The organism is Ruegeria sp. S263 (assembly GCF_056780525.1).
The window spans coordinates 3,082,526-3,102,008 of sequence record NZ_CM165558.1 but is presented as its reverse complement, the minus strand read 5'-3'; the positions used below and the strand labels follow the sequence as shown (position 1 = coordinate 3,102,008).

Annotated in this window: 20 protein-coding genes; 16 read left to right on the top strand and 4 right to left on the bottom strand. The window is 57.3% G+C overall.

Annotation, left to right across the window (positions count from 1 at the left end):
* Positions 1–11: 11 nt before the first annotated feature.
* The 9 genes from ACT2B1_RS15400 (at position 12) to ACT2B1_RS15360 (ending at position 7,473) form a co-directional block, all read left to right on the top strand.
* On the top strand, positions 12–1,340 hold the full coding sequence (locus ACT2B1_RS15400; protein ID WP_481668082.1) for a TRAP transporter large permease: 1,329 nt from the start codon (positions 12–14) through the stop codon (positions 1,338–1,340).
* 12 nt (positions 1,341–1,352) lie between these two features.
* Positions 1,353–2,660: a histidinol dehydrogenase gene (gene hisD / locus ACT2B1_RS15395; protein ID WP_481668081.1), complete on the top strand. Its 1,308-nt coding sequence runs from the start codon at positions 1,353–1,355 to the stop codon at positions 2,658–2,660.
* On the top strand, positions 2,653–3,414 hold the full coding sequence (locus ACT2B1_RS15390) for an SDR family NAD(P)-dependent oxidoreductase (protein ID WP_171241254.1): 762 nt from the start codon (positions 2,653–2,655) through the stop codon (positions 3,412–3,414). The genes hisD and ACT2B1_RS15390 overlap by 8 nt, the downstream gene beginning before the upstream one ends.
* Complete coding sequence (locus tag ACT2B1_RS15385; protein WP_481668080.1) at positions 3,411–4,391, top strand: alcohol dehydrogenase catalytic domain-containing protein; 981 nt, start codon at positions 3,411–3,413, stop codon at positions 4,389–4,391. The genes ACT2B1_RS15390 and ACT2B1_RS15385 overlap by 4 nt, the downstream gene beginning before the upstream one ends.
* Positions 4,392–4,400: 9 nt before the next feature.
* Positions 4,401–4,811: a universal stress protein gene (locus ACT2B1_RS15380; protein WP_171241252.1), complete on the top strand. Its 411-nt coding sequence runs from the start codon at positions 4,401–4,403 to the stop codon at positions 4,809–4,811.
* Positions 4,812–4,858: 47 nt separating this feature from the next.
* Positions 4,859–5,365 (top strand): sulfopyruvate decarboxylase subunit alpha, encoded by a 507-nt coding sequence (gene comD / locus ACT2B1_RS15375; RefSeq protein WP_170698774.1) that lies wholly within the window; start codon positions 4,859–4,861, stop codon positions 5,363–5,365.
* Positions 5,362–5,916, top strand: coding sequence for a sulfopyruvate decarboxylase subunit beta (gene comE, locus ACT2B1_RS15370; protein WP_171123440.1), 555 nt, complete (start codon positions 5,362–5,364; stop codon positions 5,914–5,916). The genes comD and comE overlap by 4 nt, the downstream gene beginning before the upstream one ends.
* A 319-nt stretch (positions 5,917–6,235) precedes the next feature.
* Positions 6,236–6,793 carry a TetR/AcrR family transcriptional regulator gene (locus ACT2B1_RS15365; protein ID WP_171241251.1) on the top strand — a complete coding sequence of 186 codons (558 nt, stop codon included), beginning with the start codon at positions 6,236–6,238 and terminating at the stop codon, positions 6,791–6,793.
* A 98-nt stretch (positions 6,794–6,891) separates the two neighbouring features.
* A complete protein-coding gene (locus tag ACT2B1_RS15360) occupies positions 6,892–7,473 on the top strand; it encodes a hypothetical protein (protein ID WP_481668079.1) in 582 nt (193 codons plus the stop codon).
* A gap of 65 nt (positions 7,474–7,538) precedes the next feature.
* Here ACT2B1_RS15360 and ACT2B1_RS15355 read toward each other — a convergent pair whose 3' ends face one another.
* The 3 genes from ACT2B1_RS15355 to ACT2B1_RS15345 all read right to left on the bottom strand — a co-directional run bounded on the left by ACT2B1_RS15355 (position 7,539) and on the right by ACT2B1_RS15345 (position 11,301).
* On the bottom strand, positions 7,539–8,291 hold the full coding sequence (locus ACT2B1_RS15355; RefSeq protein ID WP_254428783.1) for an outer membrane protein: 753 nt from the start codon (positions 8,289–8,291) through the stop codon (positions 7,539–7,541).
* 37 nt (positions 8,292–8,328) lie between these two features.
* Complete coding sequence (locus ACT2B1_RS15350; protein WP_481668078.1) at positions 8,329–9,570, bottom strand: DUF3179 domain-containing (seleno)protein; 1,242 nt, start codon at positions 9,568–9,570, stop codon at positions 8,329–8,331.
* Positions 9,571–9,633: 63 nt separating this feature from the next.
* On the bottom strand, positions 9,634–11,301 hold the full coding sequence (locus ACT2B1_RS15345; protein ID WP_481668077.1) for a sulfatase-like hydrolase/transferase: 1,668 nt from the start codon (positions 11,299–11,301) through the stop codon (positions 9,634–9,636).
* Positions 11,302–11,961: 660 nt separating this feature from the next.
* Between ACT2B1_RS15345 and ACT2B1_RS15340 the strand changes: the two genes are divergently transcribed.
* The 3 genes from ACT2B1_RS15340 (at position 11,962) to ACT2B1_RS15330 (ending at position 13,697) form a co-directional block, all read left to right on the top strand.
* Entirely contained in the window at positions 11,962–12,087 is a 126-nt protein-coding gene (locus tag ACT2B1_RS15340) for a hypothetical protein (protein WP_256368401.1), read from the top strand.
* 496 nt (positions 12,088–12,583) lie between these two features.
* The gene (locus tag ACT2B1_RS15335; RefSeq protein ID WP_171241248.1) at positions 12,584–12,784 is read left to right on the top strand and encodes a hypothetical protein; all 201 of its coding nucleotides are present in this window, start codon (positions 12,584–12,586) and stop codon (positions 12,782–12,784) included.
* A 256-nt stretch (positions 12,785–13,040) separates the two neighbouring features.
* Positions 13,041–13,697, top strand: coding sequence for a histidine phosphatase family protein (locus ACT2B1_RS15330; RefSeq protein WP_171123427.1), 657 nt, complete (start codon positions 13,041–13,043; stop codon positions 13,695–13,697).
* 27 nt (positions 13,698–13,724) lie between these two features.
* On the opposite strand, the gene ACT2B1_RS15325 is transcribed toward ACT2B1_RS15330, so the two are convergent.
* Positions 13,725–14,723 carry an NADPH:quinone oxidoreductase family protein gene (locus ACT2B1_RS15325; RefSeq protein WP_171241247.1) on the bottom strand — a complete coding sequence of 333 codons (999 nt, stop codon included), beginning with the start codon at positions 14,721–14,723 and terminating at the stop codon, positions 13,725–13,727.
* A gap of 142 nt (positions 14,724–14,865) precedes the next feature.
* Here ACT2B1_RS15325 and ACT2B1_RS15320 point away from each other — a divergent pair, with 142 nt between their 5' ends.
* The 4 genes from ACT2B1_RS15320 to ACT2B1_RS15305 all read left to right on the top strand — a co-directional run bounded on the left by ACT2B1_RS15320 (position 14,866) and on the right by ACT2B1_RS15305 (position 19,483).
* Positions 14,866–16,038 (top strand): acyl-CoA dehydrogenase family protein, encoded by a 1,173-nt coding sequence (locus tag ACT2B1_RS15320; protein WP_481668076.1) that lies wholly within the window; start codon positions 14,866–14,868, stop codon positions 16,036–16,038.
* 45 nt (positions 16,039–16,083) lie between these two features.
* Positions 16,084–17,199 (top strand): acyl-CoA dehydrogenase family protein, encoded by a 1,116-nt coding sequence (locus ACT2B1_RS15315; RefSeq protein WP_481668075.1) that lies wholly within the window; start codon positions 16,084–16,086, stop codon positions 17,197–17,199.
* An 82-nt stretch (positions 17,200–17,281) separates the two neighbouring features.
* Complete coding sequence (locus ACT2B1_RS15310; RefSeq protein WP_171123418.1) at positions 17,282–18,478, top strand: acetyl-CoA C-acyltransferase; 1,197 nt, start codon at positions 17,282–17,284, stop codon at positions 18,476–18,478.
* A complete protein-coding gene (locus ACT2B1_RS15305) occupies positions 18,479–19,483 on the top strand; it encodes an NAD(P)H-dependent flavin oxidoreductase (RefSeq protein ID WP_481668074.1) in 1,005 nt (334 codons plus the stop codon). It begins immediately after the preceding gene.

The window sequence follows — 19,483 nt, the reverse complement described above, 5'->3', positions numbered from 1 at the left end:
AGGGACACGCGATGCTTTGGGGTTCCCTTAATCAAACCGTTGAACTGGGATGGGATTTTTACCTGCCGGTGATCCTGTTCGTTGGCCTGATTGCACTGGCCGTACCCGTCTGGGCGGCCATCGGTACGGCGGCCATCGTGATGCTAATTATGTCGGGCGATCTGCCGCTCAGCCTTGTGGGTGAAAGTCTGTTCACCGGCATCGACGCCTTTGCCCTGACTGCCGTGCCGCTGTTCATCCTGACGGGCGACGTGCTGGTCCGAACGGGGCTGTCGCGCAAATTCCTGGATGTGGCCGAGGCGCTGACGTGTTTTGCCAAGGGCGGGTTTGGCTCGGCTACCGTTCTGGTCTGCGGCATGTTCGCCGCCATCTCGGGTTCGGACGCGGCGGGTGCTGCTGCGGTGGGCCGAATGACGATCAACCGACTGGTCGAAAGCGGCTATCCCCGCCCCTATGCCTGTGCGTTGGTCGCAGCAGGGGCCTGTACCGGCATCCTGATCCCGCCATCGATCGCCTATATCATCATCGGTCTGGTGCTGGGGATTTCCGCATCGACCCTGTTTCTGGCGGCGTTGATCCCCGGACTGGCCATTTTGGTCTCGATCCTTGTGACCAATATCATCATGAACCGCATCTACGCCTATGAGGGCGGCGGCATGATGACCATGGGCGAGTGGCTGGCCAATCTGGGCAAGGCGCTGAAATCCGGCTGGTACGCGTTCATCGTGCCGGGGATAATCTTCTACGGCATCTTCTCGGGCCGCCTGACCCCGACCGAGGCGGGCGCGACCGCCGTGGTTGTCACCATCATCATGGGCTTCATCCTGCGCACCCTGACGCTGGCCGACTTTCCGTCAATGTTGGTCAGTTCGGCCAAGGTAAACGGGGTGATCCTGCCGATCATCGCCTTTTCCGCGCCCCTGGCCGAGGCTTTGGCGATCATGGGTGTGCCGCAGGGCTTTGTGACCGCCGTGACCTCGTTGACTGACGATCCATATCTGCTGATCCTGCTGATGATCGGCATCCTGATCGCGGCCGGATGTGTGATGGAAACGACGCCGAATATCGTGATCCTTGCACCGATCCTGAAACCGCTGGCGGATAACATCGGCATGAATGAGATCCAGTTCTGCATCATGATGATCACTGCGCTGGGCGTCGGGTTCATTACGCCCCCGTTAGGGCTGAACCTGTTCGTGGTCTCGGGGATTACCGGCGAGTTGATCCTCAAGATTGCAGCCCGTGCCGTTCCTTTTGTTTTGACAATGCTGATCGTGGTTATTCTGATCGCCTATGTTCCGGCTGTGTCGACCACGCTGCTTCCTGAAATCTACCAATAGGGTTTTCCAACCATGCCGCGCGAGTATTTGAAAAAAGCGACGCTAACCCCGCAGTCTCATGCAACCGAGGTGCATGACACGGTGAAGACAATCCTTGCCGATATCGAAACGGGTGGCGACGCCAAGGCCATGGAATACGCGGCGAAGTTCGACAAGTTCGAGGGCAACGTGCTGATGACTCAGGCCGAGATTGACGCGGCCATCGCGCGGGTGCCCGAAAAGCTGAAGGCCGATATCCGGTTTGCCCATGACAACGTGCGTCGCTTTGCCGAAACGCAAAAAGCAACAGTTTCCGACGTTGAGATGGAGATCGTGCCCGGTTTTGTCGCAGGGCAAAAGGCGATCCCGGTGGATGCGGCGGGTTGTTATGTGCCCGGCGGGCGGTATAGCCACATCGCCAGCGCGATCATGACGGTGACGACGGCCAAAGTGGCGGGTTGTCGCCATATCACCGCGTGTTCTCCTCCAAAACCCGGAGAAGGTGTTGCCCCGGCCATTGTCTATGCCGCACATATCTGCGGGGCCGATAGCATTCTGGCTATGGGTGGGGTGCAGGGCGTGGCTGCGATGACCTATGGCCTGTTCGGACTGCCGCGCGCGAATATCCTTGTGGGCCCCGGCAATCAGTTCGTGGCCGAGGCCAAGCGTATCCTCTATGGCAAGGTCGGCATCGACATGATCGCAGGACCGACCGACAGCCTGATCCTTGCGGATAAATCCGCCGACGCGCATGTGGTGGCAACCGATTTGGTCAGTCAGGCCGAACATGGGTATAACTCACCCGTCTGGCTGGTGACGGATGATCGGGCTTTGGCGCAAAAAGTGATGGAGCTGGTTCCCGCCCTGATCGCAGACCTGCCCGAATTGAACCGCGAAAACGCCTCTGCCGCGTGGCGGGATTATGCCGAAGTGATTGTCTGCTCGGATCGCGAGGAAATGGCCGCCTGTTCCGACGCCTACGCGCCCGAACATCTGACCGTTCAGGCCGAGGATCTGGATTGGTGGCTGGATCGGCTGACCTGCTATGGCTCCTTGTTTTTGGGTGAAGAAACCACGGTTTCCTATGGCGATAAGGCAACGGGTACGAACCATGTTCTGCCGACGTCGGGCGCGGCTAGCTATACTGGGGGGTTGAGCGTCCACAAATACATGAAGATCGTCACGTGGCAGCGCGCAACACGGGAAGGGTCCAAGCCTATTGCCGTCGCAACCGCCCGCATTTCTCGGCTGGAAGGGATGGAAGGCCATGCACGTGCCGCAGACGTGCGATTGGCCAAGTATTTCCCCGACGAACAATTTGACCTGACCGCAGATGGATGACCCGCGCGCGCTTTTTGACCTGAGAGGCAGAGTTGCCTGCGTGACCGGTGCAAGCTCGGGCCTAGGGCGACAGGTGGCCAAGGTTCTGGCGGCTGCGGGGGCGCAGGTTGTGGGCGTTGCGCGCCGATCCGAGGCGTTGGCCGGGCTGATCGAAGAGATCGGCGAAAATGCCGATGCGGTCGTCGCTGACATTTCAGACAGATCGCGTGTAGATGCACTGACGCGGGAAGTCTCGGCCAAGTTTGGTGCGCCGGATATCCTCGTCCACGCGGCTGGGTTGAACACCCGTGAGACAGCCGATGACGTGACCCCCGAGGGGTGGGATCAGACATTGGCTGTGAATCTCAGCGCACCATTTTTTATAAGCCAGTCGATGGTTCCTGAGATGAAAAAAAAGGGGTGGGGCCGTATCGTGAATTTCGCCTCGCTACAGACGACGCGCGCCTTTCCGGGTGGTGTTGCCTATGGTGCCACGAAGGCGGGGATCGGCCAATTGACCCGTGCAATGGCCGAGGCATGGTCGCCCTCCGGCATCACGGCCAATGCAATAGGGCCGGGGTTCTTCCCAACCGAACTGACGCGCGCCGTTTTTGATGATCCTGAGCGCGCGGAACGTAATGCGGCCCAGACCTGTATTCGCCGCAATGGCGAAATGGCGGACATCAACGGCCCGATCTTGTTTTTGTGCTCGCGCGCGTCGGACTATGTCACCGGGCAGGTGCTGATGGTTGATGGGGGGTTCACCGCAAAATGAAGGCTTTGGTCTATGAAGGTGTCGAACACGTGGCCTATCGGGATGTCCCGGATGCCAAGCCCAATCCGGGCGAGCACCTCATCCGGATCCAAGCGGTCGGGATCTGCGGGTCGGACATGCACGCCTATCTGGGCCATGATGCGCGTCGACCGGCACCGTTGATCCTTGGACATGAGGCGGCTGGCGTTATTGTAGGCGGCCCTCGTGACGGCGCGCGGGTTACCATTAACCCGCTGGTTTCCTGTGGACGTTGTAGTGCTTGTTCTGCTGGGCGCGAAAACCTGTGCCCGGACCGTCAGATCATCTCAATGCCGCCCCGTGAAGGTGCTTTTGCACAGTTTGTTGCCATGCCAGAACGAAATTTGATCGAGGTGCCGCAGCATGTCAGCCTTTCACAGGCTGCTTTGGCGGAACCGCTGGCCGTGGGGTGGCATGCGGCGCGCCTTGGGCTTGAGGCGTTGCATTCATCCATGGAGCGTCGCGCGCTGGTGTTGGGCGGCGGCGCCATCGGGGTTGCCGCTGCGCTGGCCCTGTCCGCAATGGGGGTCGAAAACCTTCAGATTGTTGAGCCAAACACATTGCGACGCGCATATCTGCAAAATGCGATCCCTTTTGAGCTAGTCGCTGAAACCACCGATACGTTTCCGTTGATCATTGATGCGGTCGGGTTTGCCGCGACCCGCGCGACGGCCTCCGCTCTGGCACAGCCGGGCGGGGTGATCGCTCATGCGGGTTTGGGTGAGGATAGCGGCGGGCTGGATGTGCGCCGTATGACCTTGCAGGAAATCACGTTTTTCGGCACCTATACATATACGGCTGAGGATTTCCGAGAAACCGCACAGGCCATTTTTGATGGCCGTCTGGGTGCGCTTGACTGGGTCGAGGTACGCGCGTTGTCTGACGGCGCGCGCGCATTCCAGGATCTGCGGAGGGGTGCGGTTTCCGCGCCCAAGATCATCCTCGCGCCATGGGAGTAGGAGGCTTTTATGTACAAGAAAATTCTCGTGCCGATGGCGCTGGATCATGGGTTGTCACAGCACACATTGCAGGTTGCACGTGCCTTGTCCGCCGAAGATACCGAGATCATAGCCCTGCATGTCTATGAAATGCCGCAAGGGTCGGTCAGCGCATATCTGGACAAGGACGTGGTCGCCGAAGGGTTTCGCGCTGCGCGCAACCTTCTGCGCGAAAAAGTGTCGGATATTGAAGGGATCAAGTGCGATATCATCAAGGGCCACACCGCACGGACCATTATCGACTATGCCAGTGACAACGACTTTGAATGCATCGTCATAGGGTCGCACAAGCCTGGCCTCAGCGACTATTTTCTGGGGTCGACCGCCTCGCGCGTCGTCCGTCATGCGGCCTGTGCCGTGCATGTGCACCGCAGGCCGTAACTCGTCAATCGCGCTTTTGCGCCCCAATCAGGACTGACAAACAGGACATGAACATAGACAAAAAGATCACGGATGATCTGATGGCCAACGATATTTCGTTCGTCACCACTGTCCCGTGCAAGCAACTGGCGGGCGTCATCGCCGAGATTGATGAGCGTGATGGCATCTACCACATCCCCTCCAACAAAGAGGATGAGGGCATGGGCCTGTGTGCAGGTGCATGGATGGGTGGAAAGCGCCCGGCCATCATCATGCAGAACACGGCAATTGGTGTAACGATCAACACGCTTGCGACGTTGATTCAGTACTACCGGATGCCGCTGCCCATGCTGATCTCGTATCGCGGAGAACTGCGTGAACCCATCGCTTGTCAGGTTGAAATGGCGGTGCACACCAAGGCCCTGCTTGCCCAGTTGAACATCCCCACCTACCACTTTCACCATCAAGCGGATGTCGAGGAATTGGACGCAATCCTGAAATACACGTTCATGTGCAACAAACCGGTCGCCATTCTGACCGATGCCAACTTTTGGGGAGGCTACGGCGACCAATGATCCGTTCAGAAATCCTTAAAGAAATCGCTCCGATCTTGCGGGATCAACTGGTGGTCTGCAACATTGGTATCCCCAGTCAGGAGCTTCACGCAATCGACGATCAGCCGACCAATTTCTATATGTTGGGCACGATGGGTCTGGCCTCTTCCATCGGTTTGGGTTTGGCGCTTGCCCAACCTAAGCCGGTTATCGTCATCGACGGCGATGGGTCTGTTTTGACCAATCTTGGCACTTTGCCCACTATCGCCAATAACGTTGCTGACAATTACATCCTGTTGATTGTCGACAACGGGTCATATGGGTCGACGGGCGATCAACCCACCTATGCCGGGCAAAAAACCTCGCTTGCCAAAATGGCCGAGGCGGCGGGCTGCGATCGGGTGATCGAATGTCAGGCCGAGGATACAGGCCGCGTGCTGCAGGAGGCGCTGGACGCCAAGAAAATGACGATCATCGTCAGTAAGTGCGAAAGCGGTAACGCGAAAATGCCACCGATTACGATGGACCCCGTCGTGATCCGAGACCGGTTCATGAAAGCCGTGCAATCCTAATGCTGTCAAATTAGTCGAGCCGTCGCTTGCGTTCCGCAGGCGACGGTTTTTTTGGCCAGTTTCGTCAGTTGCAACGCAACTGCGACGCCAAGAGCCGTTGGCAAGTTGGACTGGTTGTGTAAACCAAGTCCCAAAAAATGCGCGACGTTCGGCCCTGCCTCAGGTTTGAAGCCTAATTTGATTCAAACTGGGAGTAGCGGCTGATGAATTCGTGCAGGCAAAACGTGACGCGACAGGAAGAGGCAACCTGAAGATGAGCGGACTTGCACCTGCCTAAGGGTAGGTATCCGTCATGCACCGGGTTGATGAGAGGTAAGACATGGTAACGGCGCCAACGATTTCGGGTGTTGATCCCCGTGATGTGATGAACACGTTTGCGCAATATGGGTTCCGTAAGACATCCATGGAAGACATCGCGAAGGCGGTCAGGCTGTCCCGTCAGTCGATTTACAAGAAATTCGGCTCGAAGGAGTCCTGCTATACGTGGGCGCTGAGAACTTATACCGAAACCCTGTACCGGAAGGTATTTGAGCTTTTGGAGAAAGGTGACGGCGCTCCGCTTCAAGTTTTGGAAGAAGTCCTGCTTCATGTCGTGAGCGACTCGTTGGAAATATCCAAAACGGACCATGGTGCAAAGCTGCTGGAAGATGCGTTGGAGATTGCGGCGGCGCAGCCGGAAAACTGGCCAGGGGCCTATGTTGCAAAACTGGGTGAATTTCTGTTGCGGCAAGGTCTGGCGTCCACTTCGGAACGCGCGCAAGACCTTTCTTATCTGGTCATAACCGCCGCGCGCGGCGCGTTGGTCATTTCCCAGTCGAAGGAAGACTTTGTATTGGAGATCCGCCGCTTGCTGCTGGTGATATTTGTCGAGGAATAACCCGGCTGGCCGTTGATTTATTGAACTTTTCCGGTGTTACCAAAGCCTGATCTTTTTTCCGACGCCTCCGACTGGCCATTTCCAAGCCGAAGGAAAATTTGAAACGCCGCACTAAGGTGACCACGCAGTCTTGGTCCTTCGGTGGCAAAGTCTCATTTCCGCCCAGATTTCGTCAGATCAACCACAAATTCCGGCTTCAGAAAGGTCTGGTCAGTTGGCTCAGGGGCTTTGCCGTGAAACGGATTGTCGAACATCTAAACCGGGAAAAGCGCAGACTTTATTCCATTGCCTTCCTCGCGTTCTCGGCGGGTTGTGTTCTGTACTCGCATGTCGATGCTACACGGTTGGGATTGCCGCTGCCGGTTCTGGCGGGGTTTATCTACATGGGGTTGATCGTGTGCGCGTCTGCGATCACGTCTTATTTCCTGCCTAAGCTGACCCGCGTAACGGACGCGGTGGCCGTGACCCGCCTTGGGTTCGCATTGTGGATCGCCAGCACCCAAAACTATGAACTTGCGGCCTCTCCCATGATAGGCGCGACAATCGTTGTCGGCGGGGCAGCGATCCTGCTGCAGGTTCGTTCGTGGGTTCAGGTGGCGCATCAGAATGTGCTTGAAACGATGTCACCTGCTTTCGCTTTTGACGCCTCGCCGCAGCGTATCAAAGTACCTGTGACCTGATACCCCCAACAGTGGGAATTGCGGCGATCCCAGACGCATTTCCCGTTTGTGTGCAAAGCAACCGGCTAGAACCGATAGGTTGCCCCAAATAGCGGGCCGGATTGATCAAACTTGAAGTCGCCGCCGTTTATTTCGTGATCGAACGAGATATAGCGGTACCCCCCTCTCAGCAACCACCGGTCGTTGATTGCATAGTCTGCGGTCAGCAGAACTTGCCAGGTTTCGCTGTCGCTTGCGAAACCGCCATAGTCAAAAAAACCGGTTCCGGACCACCGTTCATTGAACCTCATGCGCGCTCGGACGCCGATGACAGGGTCGGTCCAGCTTTCGTCGACATTTACCATTCGTCCCGGCGCGGCTCCCGGTAAAACGGTAAAATCTGTTTGGGTTCGGAACCACCGGAACCCTCCGGCCAAATCGACGGTCGAGGTGTCTGTGGTCAACACCCTGTACCCCAGATAGCCGCTCAGGAACTGCGTGGTCAGTGATGTTTCGACGCCGGAACTGGCCGGACCGGGCGTGTCGTTGCTGAACGAAAGGTCGGTATAGTTATAGTCGGCCAAAATCGACCAACGCCCGTTGGTTGCCGCAAATGTACCCATGAACGCCAGATCGAGGTTTTCCAGCGCGTCTGAAAAGGCCAGAGTTCCCTCTACTGTTCCATTGGGCGTTTCCTGGGATACTTCTGTTTCGGGCGTAAACAGGTAAATCGTGGCCTGATAAGACCAATCAGACTGTTGCGCGTAAACTGACGTGGGCAGCGTCGCGGCGAATGCCAGTTTCAGTGCGGTATCTCTAAGTCTTTTCGTAATAGCCATTGATCCCTCCCAAGATCGTTAAGCGTGAAATTGTGTGTCAGGCGACCGCTTCGCTTTTGGTCTCCCCTCGTGAAACGCGATTGATGTCGGTTTCCGGAAAGAACTCGGACCAGACATGCCAGAACACGCCCGCGCGCAGCGTTTCGACACGTTTCAACCGGCCCTGATCCGACATCCCCCAAAAGTCACAGCGCGTCACAGGCTGGCCGCTGTCATTGTACCATACGCCAAGGCTTTCGTATTTGGGGTCCAGGCTGACGACTACATCGCGCCCGCCGACATTGGCGTTGACGATCCAATTGTTGTCGACCACGAAGTCATCCGTCCAACAAGCGGCGTCATTGTCAATAGTGATCCCCCAAACATAGGTTTTGTTGGGCAAGCGATTGTCGGTCCGATCCATGTTGTCCATGACAGGGGCGTCCTCTTGATGCTGACGCCCGATGCCCCAGCCGAACGTGATCTCAGTGATCATGTCCAGCAGACGCAAAGCCAGATTTGGCGAGGGTGGGTTCAGAAAGACTTCGCCCTCGGGAAAGGCTTTCTGAAAGCCGCGAAACGTCATCCGGTAGGTCGGCCAAGGCGTCATTTGCGCTTCGGGCCGCAGGGGGCAGGCAAGGCCATCGGCCTCTGGGTCCCGGTCGGCTTCGCGGAACCCATAGATGTGTTGGATTGGCTCACCGGTTTCATTGTCGCGCAGGATCAGGTTGTTGCCGTGCTGTGCCAGAACTTCCAGATCAAGACGCTTGCCCTCGATCCGGGGGGCATAGCCCTGTCCAAGATTTGCCATCGCGCAATAGGTCATCACGATGTCCTCTCCGCCCAACCCGTTCACATCGCCGGCCAGATGAGGCCTCATGATCTGTGCATCGGGATGCGCGCGGGCGTGTCCCTTGTTTTCAATTACGATAACGGGCGCTGACGGGCCGACGTATTTCCGGGCTTCTGAAATCGGGAAAAAGGCGGCATCGTTCAGTTGGTTTCTAAGTCCCAAGTGGACCCAGACATAGGGAAATCCATAAAGGAAGATCACAAGCAAAGCTGAAATGATCCATAGCCAGAATAGCCCGCTGCCAAAAATGAAATGCACCAGCGTAGCGACCACGAAGCTTCCCAGCCCAACGGCGATCAGTGTGTATTCATGCCGGATAAAGCGCACCATGTTTTCGCGCTTTACCTTCAGCAGCATCTGCGAAACGTCCCCAAGATCGCGAAAGTACAGAAATCCGATGCCAAGCGAGATGACCAAGCCAAAAGTGAAAATTAGATTTGCAGCCATTTGTGTTCCTTGATGTCTATAATGCTTGGGCCTTTGGCAGGGTTGCGGCAAAGGGGGTTCTGATTACTGCATGGACGAGCCTTGTTTTGCGAGAAATGCCTCGACCGCCCGCTGGGTTTCCGGTCGGATGTTTTCGATCCCTTCATAGGGAACACCAATCGCGGGTTGAGTGTCCGGGAATTTCTCTTTGCGGGCCATGTGCCGGCCCAGTATCCGAACGAACTCGGCCCCGCCCCACGCGCCCACTTCGGTTGAAACGGGGTATTCTTCTCGTGTGTCCCGGTAGAGGTTGAAGAAGTCCGCCAGGATCGCATTTTCCAGCGAGCCGGGGAAAACCAGCTTGAGCTGATCCTTGATAATCGCCTCAGGCGAGTGGATCGAATAGGCGATCACACTGTCGCGGCGCGCTTTCTGTTCGTCCTGAAACAGGATCGCCGCGCTTTGATCGACGCCGTCCACAAGCCGGTCACGCGGGATATGTTGTGTGGCACCGCCAAATCGTGCAAGCGTCGTATAAAGGTCCGAGACATGCACAATGCTGTTGAGCATTCCATCGGCTTCAATCATGCCGGACCAGCGCATGAAGGCGTCGACGCGAATTCCGCCCTCGCTGGTGTCCCCTTTGCCGCCACGAAATACCATCGCAGAAAAGCCGGATTGCGGGGAATATTTGGTGAAATGTCCGTTGTCCCCCATCACGACGACAATGGTGTTTTCCAACAGCCCCAGCGCGTCGATTTCGTCAAACAAATCCCCCAGCCACTGGTCCAGCAACTGCATCTTGTCGACGAACAACCCGGCATTGGCGCTTTCGGGGCCAGTTCGCCCTGTTCTTGTGCTGTCTATCGGGATCATGGGCCAGTATTGCAGGAAAAATGGCGCTTCGCCTTCTGACAACCGCCGCAATTCGCTGAGCGTTTTGTCCTGAAATGCCTGGTTCATCTCATCGTATTTTTCAGCGCCCCAGCGCTCGCCTGGCTCCATTCGGATTTCGCGGATCGGGCCTCCGGCTTCACCTTCGATCACGGTAACCATCGCCGCGGGATCGGGGCGGAACCAGTTATCCAGCGTATAGATGGGATCGTAGTCGCCTATTCCGACCGAGACCTGTTCCCGAATGCCATCATCATTGAAGATATCCAATTGTCCCTGTTGGTGCACCGCGTGCTGGGCGTAATCAAACCCCTGATTCATGGCCCAGCTTTCCGCAATGTCGCCCATGTGCCATTTGCCGACATGCGAGGTTGCGTATCCTTCGCCCTTCAGCACCTCTGCCAACGTGACTTCGTCGCTGGGTAAACCGAAACCCGAAATATCGACCGAGGTGTTTCCCATCCCCATGCGAACCGGTAGCCGCCCGGTCATCTGTGCCACGCGGGTTGGCGTGCACGAGGGTTCTGTGTACATGCGAACCATCCGCATCGCCTGATCCGAAAAGTCGTTCATGTTGGGGGTTGAATATCCTCTGACAGCATTCAGTTCAGGAATGCCCATGTCGCCAAAGCCGACATCGTCAATCAGAACATTGATGATATTCGGAGGCTTGCCCCCGTTTTCCGCCCGAAAAGTGGCAAGCGCCGCGTCCACGGCAGCATCATCCTGAGCCCATTGCTGGGCGTATTGAGCCTGTAGGACGTAGAACTCTGCATCGTGCTGGATCGGCGCATCTTGTGCGAAGGTCTGCGAACAAATAAGGCTCGCCGACAACGCGACCAAGCAATGCAGTTTCATAGAAATCCTCCCAATTGTGCGTGCTAAAGTCCTGTTTTGTCGCTAAAGCGCTGATCACATAGAAACATTACTATGTAATTCTGACAAGCCTTGCGCCCTGCGAGGCACCAAGATTGCCGTTTCTATGGCCTTGGAACGTAATGAATCGACGACCTGATTAAGCCCACAGAAGATTCTCAAACTTTTGGCTCAAATTGGTCGCTTGGCGGGAATTTTCACCCGTTAAAGTCTCTAATCAGTAAACAGTGTGCCGATGTGCTTTGTCACTGTTCTGAGTATTGATCAAAAAACCTCTCAAGTCGCAAAAAATGCGTCGATAATTTTCCAAGCGAGGCTGTGAATGATAATTGTATGACACGTTGAGTAACGAGTTAAATGTTGAATGACCAAATTTGTGGGAGCCGTTTCCGCCAGTTAGGGAGATGGCTCCCTAAATTTTTGAACAAGCAGATTTTTGGATGAAAATTCCGGTAAAGGCTGTTGCTGTGTTCCCATCTTCACAGGCTTTGCACTGATAATACCCTTTTAAGGGTGATCTCGACCCATTATGTGCGGCGCCATTTTATACGCCAATACGGGACATGGTTTGGTCTTGTGTGCCCTTGTTCACAGAACATGTTCCGGGTCTGAGTTAACCTTAGGTAAGCTTAGGAGGCAGTCATGTCCCACCCGACCAAAAACGAACCCTTTGTTGACCCCTCGAATTCAAACGGAATCGTGTATCCCATCCTTCGACTTCTGCGTCTGTGTTCCAAGATGCAGCGTCAGGTGAACCAATATCACTGAACCAATAAGACGCTGAGTGTGCGGAAGGTCCGGCCCACTTGTGCGGCTTACCGCTGGTATTGGCTGGTGCCCAAGCGAGCCACCAGTAGAAACACAAAACAAGCGCCGAAAAAATGAACAGCGCAGGTTTGTCGGCGCTACGGCCAAGGTCTACAAAAATCTTGGCCGCCAAAGCCATGAGAACCGGGGAATGAGGAAGGAGATACTGCGTGCTGCTTCCAAAGCCGCCGTCCCAAGACCGGAACCAGACGTTAAGGGACTAAAGCAAGGCTACGACCCAGATAAGGGTCCACACTTGTCTGTTCTTCTTTCGCTAGCTCACGAAGGGTACGATCGCCGTCACCGTTCCGGGTATTTCAACAATGGGCGATCCTGCGGATTAATATCCCCGGATTTGGTGGCAAAGTCCCCGGTAATAGCTGAATTATAACAGCGTTAATATTGGGTTAAATTAGAGGGGAATAGGTTGTCCAAAGTAGTTAGTAACGAGTTGAACATGGTTAAATATATCTCAAAGGAGCTGTTCCCAGCAGCGCGGAAGTCCAAGACAGCGGATTCGGGCCTGCGCGGGAATGGCTCCTCAAGGTTCATTAGGGATGCGATGGAGTTGATAGCTCCTATTTCCGTATGCGCGTTGCTGTTGGCCTATTTCCTGCACAACGCATCCGCCGAAAGCTACGCCGCGCTTCTGATGTAAGCGAGGCAGGCTCACCCCAACATAGGGTGAGAGGCTCCGAATGGACCGAGCCGTTCAAAAGACATCTTAACATCATGCGCGCGCCCTTGTTTTTGCCGTTCAGCGCAGTTCCCAGCCCTTCAACACTATCATCTACCGCTTAGCGATAGGCGACCTTCTGGGTTCGCGACCTATTTATAGTCAATTGGCATCAGGACGTTGCGCTTGGCGCGGGGGTGGTGTTGTGTCGTGTGGAATGCTGAAAAGGACGCGCGCCATGACCAAAGAGTTTCGCCAGCATGTTTTTGTTCCGCCTGCAGGTGCAGCGGATATTTTGCTGGTCCGACACGGTGAATCCGAGCCGGCGATACCGGGCAAACCCTTCCCGCTGAAAGACGGGCATGGCGATCCGGCCTTGCATCCGAATGGCGAAAGTCAGGCCGAGGCCGTTGCAGCGCGGCTGAAGTCGGTTCCCTTTTCTGCCGTCTACGTCACTACATTGCGACGCACCCGCCAAACAGCGGCACCGCTGCTGGAGCATCTGGCCTTGGAGCCGATCGAAGAACGCGATCTGCGCGAAGTTTTTCTGGGCGACTGGGATGGCGGAGAGTACCGCATTCGCGCGGCCGAGCGGCATCCGGCTTTTCAACGCGCTGAGGCCAGCCATGAATGGGGTGAGATTCCGGGGGCGGAAACCACAGCTCAGTTCACCGGGCGTGTTCGCGCCGGGTTGTTGCGGATCGCAGCGGCGCATCCCGATCAGCGCGTGGCCGCGTTTGTCCATGGCGGGGTGATCGCCGCCGCCATGTCGATTGCCACAGGCGTGCCTGCCATGACTTTTCTGGGCGCGGCCAATGGCTCTTTCACCCGGTTGGTGATCCATGGCGATAAGATGGTGGTGCGCGGGTACAATGACACGGCGCATCTGGAATAGCGCCCGCAGGAAAGGCTGCGCCGTGCTTTAGCTCATTGTCAGAACAACTTTCCCCATCGCTTTTCTATCATCCATCAGCTTGAGGGCCTCGGCAGCCTGTTCCAGGGGAAAGCTGGCTGAGATCTGGGGTTTGATCTTGCCCTCCGTGTACAGTGTGAACAGGTCCTTCATATTCGCGGCATGTGCCGCAGGATCGCGCATCACTGACGCACCCCAGAACACACCAACAATCTGGCAGCTTTTCAGCAGCGCAAGATTGGCCGGTATCTTTGGAATGCCCGCAGGGAAGCCAACAACCAGAAACCGCCCGTCCCAGGCCATGGCGCGGATGACCGGCTCGGCATATCCGCCGCCGACTGCGTCATAGGCCACGTTAACCCCATTCGGCCCGGCCAGCGCCTTGACCTGCGCCGACAGTTCTTTTTGTGCGTCGCGGCTGTCCATTTCACGTGCATAGATGAGCGTTTCATCTGCGCCAATCCGGCGGCAGAAATCGGCCTTTTCCTCGGACGAGACGGCCGCAATCACGCGCGCACCCATGGCCTTGCCCAGCTCGATCGCCGCAGCCCCTACGCCACCGGCAGCGCCAAGGATCAACAGGGTATCCCCATTAGCCAGATAGCCGCGGTCCTTCAGCGCGTGATAGGACGTGCCGTAGGTGAAAACAAAGCAGGCTGCATCTTCATAGGGCATGGCATCGGGGATTTTCACCGCGCGCCACGCGTCAATCGCGACATGGGTGGCAAATCCGCCATATGAGGTCAGCGCGAGTATCCGATCGCCCACCGCCAGATCGCTTACGCCTTCACCCAAGGCAACAACTTCGCCCGCGATTTCGCCGCCGGGGGCAAACGGGCGGGGTGGCTTAATCTGATAAAGATCCCGAATCATCAAAGTGTCAGGGAAATTCAGCCCTGCCGCGTGGACACGTATCACAACCTGTCCCTTGCCTGGCGTCGGGTCTGGCAGTTCAGTCAGTTCCAGTGTTTCGGGGCCGCCCGTGGCGGTGCTTAGCATGGCTTTCATGGGGTCCTCCTCGCGACACCTGAGCGCTCTTGGCAAGCATCATCGGGCGTAGAGAGGGGTTGTCAACACGAAATTGAAATGCAATTCTGCACAGCGGAACGGCGTCGCAGAGCTTGGGTTCTGTGAGGCGTGGGAGGACGCGATGCACAATATTACCGAGCCGAATCTTTTCCGGGCCGCTTTGCGTGCGTGGCTAGAGGAAAACTGCCCGGCCGAGATGCGCGATCGTAGTTCAAGCGAAGCAACAATCTGTTGGGGCGGCAAGCGCTGGGAGTTTGAATCGCAGGCGCAGAAAGACTGGCTAGAGCGGTGTGCGGCACAGGGGCTGACAGTTCCCACATGGCCGCGCGCCTATGGCGGGGCCGGTCTGGATCGGGCGCGGGAAAAGGTGTTCCACGAAGAAATGCGCCGTATCAGGGCGCGTTCCCCGCTTGAAAGCTTTGGTATCTGGATGCTGGGGCCTGCGCTGCTGCAATTTGGAACCGAAGAGCAGAAATTGCACTATCTGCCGCCAATCGCGCGCGGCGAAATACGCTGGTGTCAGGGTTATTCAGAACCCGGCGCGGGGTCTGATCTGGTGTCCTTGCAGACCAAGTGCGAGGACAAGGGGGATCACTGGCTGGTCAATGGCCAGAAAGTCTGGACGTCATATGCCGACAAGGCGGATTGGATTTTCGTGTTGGTGCGCACCGACCGCGACGCGCCCAAGCACAAGGGGATTTCCTTCATTTTGGTCGATATGGAAACGCCCGGCATTTCGACCAGCCCCATTCGCCTGATCTCGGGTGAGTCGCCTTTTTGCGAGACCTTCTTTGATGATGTCAAAGTGCCCAAGGAACAGGTGGTGCATGAGGTCAACAAAGGGTGGGACGTGGCGAAATACCTGCTGACCCATGAACGCGAGATGATCTCGGGCGGGGCCGGTGGGTTGATGGGGTCGGGCCGGTCTCTTGGTGCGGTGCTGACCGACGAAAGTGACGGCGCCCTCAGCGCCAGTCTGCGCGCCGAGGCTATGCAGACCGAGATTGATGCGTTGACCATTGGGCTGACGCTGGAACGCTACAAGGATCAGGCCGAAGCAGGTCACGGCGCAGGTGATGCCTCGGCGATGTTGAAATACATGGGCACCGAGCTGAACAAGCGCGTGTTTGAGGTGTTGATGGACTCGGGGGGGTCGGACGCACTGGAGTGGGATGGGTCTATGGGCACGCGCCCGTCCGATTGGCTGCGCACCAAGGCGAATTCCATCGAAGGTGGCACGTCCGAGGTGATGCTGGGCATTGTAGCCAAGCGAGTCTTGGGATTGCCGTCGTGACTTTGGGCGCAAGCGGTTGCTGATCATGGGCAGAAAGGGTCACGCATGACCAAATTGGTGAAAACCGAAGAAGAGTTGATGCTGGCTGATGCTGCGCGCGGTTTTTTGGATCAGGCCGCCCCGGTTGGTAAGCTGCGCGCCATGCGGGATGCGGGCGAAGCGCATGATCCCGCGCTTTGGGCTGAGATGGCGCAGATGGGTTGGGCCGGTATTCTGGTTCCCGAGGCGCAAGGCGGGTCGGATATGGGCCATGCCGCCGCCGGGGTTCTGGCCGGTGAAATGGGCAAAACACTTGCTGTGACGCCATTTATCTCGACAGCGGTAATGGCGGCAACTGCGTTGCGGCAGGTGGCGGATGATAGGGCTTATGCCGCGCTGCAGGCGATCGCGGCGGGTGAACGAACCTATGCGCTGGCCATCGACGAAGGCCGTAAACACGCACCGGATAAGACGACCTTGGCCGCCACCAAGGACGGCAACGGTTTCCGTCTGAACGGCGACAAGAGCTTTGTGGTGGACGGCGGCTTTGCCGACCGATTGCTTGTTCTGGCCCAAGCGGACGAAGGTTTGACCCTGTTTGATATCCCCGCCGACCGTGACGGCGTGGAACGGTCAGTTTCGGATATGATCGACGCGCGCTCGTCGGCGCGGATTAGGTTTGTGGATGTCGAGGCCACGGGCGAGGATGTTCTGGGCACGGTTGGCGATGCCATGGAAATCTTGCGGCCGACGCTGGAGGCTGGTCAGGCCGCCTTGGCGGCCGAGGCCGCAGGTTTGGCCGTCGGGGCCTTTGGCATGACGGTTGAATATCTGAAAGAGCGTAAGCAATTCGGCGTTCCAATCGGCGCGTTTCAGGCCCTGCAACACCGCGCGGCGCATCTTTGGTGCGAGACCGAAGTGACCAGTTCCGCCATTCTGCACGCCGGGCGGATGCTGGATGAAAATCCCAAGGACGCCACCCTTGCCGTGTCGCTGGCCAAGGCCCGAGCGACCAAGACCGCAAAGCTGGCGGTGATGGAGGGGGTCCAGATGCATGGCGGCATCGGCATGACCGATGCGTTTGACATGGGGTTCTACATGAAACGGGCGCGGGTCTCGGCGGAATGGCTTGGGGATTATAGTTATCACGCCGAAATCGTGGCCGGATTGCGGGGGTTCTAATCGCACCGGGGCCCGTTCGCCCCTTTGGTTAAATGTGAAATTTTCGAAACAGACAGCATAATCCGTCGAAAGGACAAACGAAATGCGCGACGCAGTGATCGTCTCAACAGCACGTACCCCGATTGGCAAAGCCTATCGCGGCGCTTTCAATGCTACCACCCCGCAAGCTCTGATGAGCCATGCCATTGAACACGCGGTGCAACGCTCTGGCGTTGATCCGGCCGAGATCGAGGACTGCGTCGTGGGTGCCGCCCTGCAACAGGGCTATCAGGCGGGCAACATTGGCCGCCAAGCCGCTATCAGGGCCGGTTTGCCGGTAACAGTGGGCGGTATGACGCTAGACCGTCAGTGCGCCTCGGGGATGATGGCGATTGCCACGGCAGCCAAGCAAGTGGTGCACGATGGCATGGATGTAGTGATCGGCGGCGGCGTTGAGAGTATTTCGACGGTGCAGACGCCTGAGATGCGCGTGGGGCGCGACCCGTGGATCGTTGAACACAAGCCTGAGCTTTACATGACCATGCTTGAAACCGCCGAAACCGTTGGCGAACGCTATGGTCTGAGCCGTGAATATCAGGATGAATACGCCGCGCAGTCTCAGGCTCGCACCCATGCCGCGCAGCAGGCAGGCAGGTTTGACGCCGAGATCGTTCCGATGACTACGGTGATGAAAATGCAGAACCGCGAAACCGGCGAGATATCAGAACATGAGGTGACGCTGGACAAGGATGAGGGCAATCGCCCCTCGACCACGGTCGAGTCTCTGGCCGGTCTGCAGCCGGTGTTCAAGGATGGCATCCACATCAAGGAAGGCAAGTGCATCACGGCGGGCAATGCCTCGCAGTTGTCGGATGGGGCATCGGCCTCGGTGATCATGGAGGCCAAGGTTGCAGAACAAAAAGGACTGGAACCTCTGGGCCGCTACGTCGGTGTGATGGCTGCTGGGTGTGAGCCGGATGAGATGGGCATCGGTCCCGTCTTTGCCGTACCCAAGCTGCTAAAGGCGCATGGCTTGACCATGGACGACATCGACCTGTGGGAATTCAACGAGGCCTTCGCAGTGCAGGTTCTGTATTCCCGCGACCGTCTGGGCATTCCCAACGAGATTATGAACGTCGATGGTGGCGCGATTTCTGTCGGCCACCCGTATGGCATGTCCGGCGCGCGGATGGTGGGTCATGCCCTGATCGAAGGCAAGCGGCGCGGCGCCAAATATGTGGTCTGCACCATGTGCATCGGTGGTGGCATGGGCGGCGCTGGCCTGTTCGAGGTTCTATAAATGACCGCTTGGAACCGCGACGATTCACATCTGCCGAAGGTTCTGCGGGGTCTGCGCATTCCGATGATCGGCTCACCGCTGTTCATCATCTCGAACCCTGACCTGGTGATTGAGCAATGTAAGGCAGGCATCATCGGCTCTTTCCCTGCGCTCAACGCGCGAGAGGCCGAAGGCGAGCCGCCCCTGCTGGACGCCTGGTTGACCCGCATCAAAGAAGAGTTGGACAGGCATAATCAGGAAAACCCCGACAACCCGGCCGCGCCTTATGCGGTGAACCAGATTGTGCACCGGTCAAACGGACGGTTGCAGCGGGACATCGACATCTGCGTTAAGCACGAGGTCCCGGTCTGGATCACCTCTTTGGGCGCACGGGTCGAAGTGAACGAGGCCGCGCATTCCTATGGTGGCGTCGTGTTTCACGACATCATCAACAACAAGTTCGCAAAAAAAGCGATCGAGAAAGGGGCCGATGGTCTGGTGGCCGTAGCCGCCGGAGCAGGGGGGCACGCCGGATCGCTGTCGCCTTTCGCCCTGATCCGTGAAATTCGCGAATGGTTCGATGGGCCGCTGGCGCTGTCTGGGGCGATTGCCTCGGGCAACTCGCTGCTGGGGGCTTTGGCGATGGGGGCTGATTTCGGCTATGTTGGGTCACCCTTTATTGCCACGGATGAGGCCAATGCCGATCCCGGCTACAAACAAATGATCGTGGACAGCGCCGGGGATGACATCGTCTATTCTTCGCTGTTCACCGGCGTCTGGGGCAATTACCTGCGTGGGTCGATTGTGAATGCAGGAATGGACCCTGAAAACCTGCCCACGGCGGACCCGACCTCGATGAATTTTTCGACTGACCGCGAAAAGCCCAAAGCGTGGAAAACGATCTGGGGTTCTGGCCAAGGCATTGGTGAGGTCAAAAGCATCGAGCCTGCCCGGGCGCTGGTTGACCGAATTGCAGATGAGTATCTGGCTGCTGGCGCCAGTCTTGCGCGGCAGTTTCCGGGCTGA

Bases quoted from the DNA above. Each gene is read 5' to 3' on its own strand.
- ACT2B1_RS15325 (WP_171241247.1), bottom strand. From the start codon at position 14,723: ATGAAAGCCATGCTAAGCACCGCCACGGGCGGCCCCGAAACACTGGAA.
- comD (WP_170698774.1), top strand. From the start codon at position 4,859: ATGAACATAGACAAAAAGATCACGGATGATCTGATGGCCAACGATATT.
- ACT2B1_RS15340 (WP_256368401.1), top strand. From the start codon at position 11,962: ATGTCCCACCCGACCAAAAACGAACCCTTTGTTGACCCCTCGAATTCA.
- ACT2B1_RS15320 (WP_481668076.1), top strand. From the start codon at position 14,866: ATGCACAATATTACCGAGCCGAATCTTTTCCGGGCCGCTTTGCGTGCG.
- ACT2B1_RS15330 (WP_171123427.1), top strand. From the start codon at position 13,041: ATGACCAAAGAGTTTCGCCAGCATGTTTTTGTTCCGCCTGCAGGTGCA.
- ACT2B1_RS15400 (WP_481668082.1), top strand. From the start codon at position 12: ATGCTTTGGGGTTCCCTTAATCAAACCGTTGAACTGGGATGGGATTTT.
- ACT2B1_RS15365 (WP_171241251.1), top strand. From the start codon at position 6,236: ATGGTAACGGCGCCAACGATTTCGGGTGTTGATCCCCGTGATGTGATG.
- ACT2B1_RS15310 (WP_171123418.1), top strand. From the start codon at position 17,282: ATGCGCGACGCAGTGATCGTCTCAACAGCACGTACCCCGATTGGCAAA.
- hisD (WP_481668081.1), top strand. From the start codon at position 1,353: ATGCCGCGCGAGTATTTGAAAAAAGCGACGCTAACCCCGCAGTCTCAT.
- ACT2B1_RS15345 (WP_481668077.1), bottom strand. From the start codon at position 11,301: ATGAAACTGCATTGCTTGGTCGCGTTGTCGGCGAGCCTTATTTGTTCG.
- ACT2B1_RS15385 (WP_481668080.1), top strand. From the start codon at position 3,411: ATGAAGGCTTTGGTCTATGAAGGTGTCGAACACGTGGCCTATCGGGAT.
- ACT2B1_RS15315 (WP_481668075.1), top strand. From the start codon at position 16,084: ATGACCAAATTGGTGAAAACCGAAGAAGAGTTGATGCTGGCTGATGCT.
- ACT2B1_RS15380 (WP_171241252.1), top strand. From the start codon at position 4,401: ATGTACAAGAAAATTCTCGTGCCGATGGCGCTGGATCATGGGTTGTCA.
- ACT2B1_RS15355 (WP_254428783.1), bottom strand. From the start codon at position 8,291: ATGGCTATTACGAAAAGACTTAGAGATACCGCACTGAAACTGGCATTC.
- ACT2B1_RS15305 (WP_481668074.1), top strand. From the start codon at position 18,479: ATGACCGCTTGGAACCGCGACGATTCACATCTGCCGAAGGTTCTGCGG.
- ACT2B1_RS15335 (WP_171241248.1), top strand. From the start codon at position 12,584: ATGGTTAAATATATCTCAAAGGAGCTGTTCCCAGCAGCGCGGAAGTCC.
- comE (WP_171123440.1), top strand. From the start codon at position 5,362: ATGATCCGTTCAGAAATCCTTAAAGAAATCGCTCCGATCTTGCGGGAT.
- ACT2B1_RS15350 (WP_481668078.1), bottom strand. From the start codon at position 9,570: ATGGCTGCAAATCTAATTTTCACTTTTGGCTTGGTCATCTCGCTTGGC.
- ACT2B1_RS15390 (WP_171241254.1), top strand. From the start codon at position 2,653: ATGGATGACCCGCGCGCGCTTTTTGACCTGAGAGGCAGAGTTGCCTGC.